The following is a 949-nucleotide window of genomic DNA, read 5'->3' on the forward strand; positions in this document are numbered from 1 at the left end:
CCGCCGCGACAAGGCCCCCTCCAACATCTGCACCGCGCAGGCGCTGCTCGCCAAAATGGCGACCGCCTATGCGTTCTGGCACGGCCCCGCCGGCCTGCAGGCGATCGCCGAGCGCATCCACGGGCTCGCCGGGCGCCTGGCCGCCGGCCTCACGGCATCGGGCGTTGCCGTGCTCGGCGCCAGCCGTTTCGACACGGTAATGGTCGAAGTGCGGGGCAAGGCCAAGGCGATCGCCGCCGCCGCCGAGAAGACCGGCCGGCTCGTGCGCGTCATCGACGCCGACCATATCGGCGTCGCCTTCGACGAAACCTCGACCGAGTCCGACCTCGAGGCGATCGCCGGCCTCTTCAGCGCCAAGGCCCCCGCGGCGGCCGACCGAACCGTGCCTGGAAAACCGCGCGGCAAGGAATTCCTGACCCAGCCGGTCTTCCACGAGAACCATTCCGAGACGGACATGATGCGCTTCCTGCGCCGGCTGGCCGACAAGGACCTGGCGCTCGACCGCGCCATGATCCCGCTGGGATCCTGCACCATGAAGCTCAACGCCGCCGCCGAGATGATGCCGGTGAGCTGGCCGAGCGTCGCCAACCTGCATCCCTTCGCGCCGGCCAGCCATTCGGCCGGCTATCGCGCCATGGCCGGCGAGCTGGAAGGCTGGCTGTCGGAAATCACCGGCTTCGATGCGGTCAGCCTGCAGCCCAATGCCGGCAGCCAGGGCGAATATGCCGGCCTGCTCGCCATCCGCGCCTACCACCGCTCGCGCGGCGAGGGTCATCGCACCGTCTGCCTGATCCCGTCCTCCGCGCATGGCACCAATCCCGCGAGCGCAGCGATGGCGGGAATGAGTGTCGTCGTCGTGCGCTGTTCCGAGGACGGCAATATCGACATGGACGACATGAGGGCCAAGGCCAACGAGCATTCCAAGAATCTCGCGGCGCTGATGTTCACC

The 949-nt window shown here is 68.8% G+C and carries 1 pseudogene; it reads left to right on the plus strand.

The features are described from left to right. Nucleotides 1-949, plus strand: a pseudogene (locus tag EOA33_RS36915) (glycine dehydrogenase (aminomethyl-transferring)); the annotation flags it as partial.

The organism is Mesorhizobium sp. M4A.F.Ca.ET.050.02.1.1 (genome assembly GCF_003997725.1).
Taxonomy (GTDB): domain Bacteria; phylum Pseudomonadota; class Alphaproteobacteria; order Rhizobiales; family Rhizobiaceae; genus Mesorhizobium.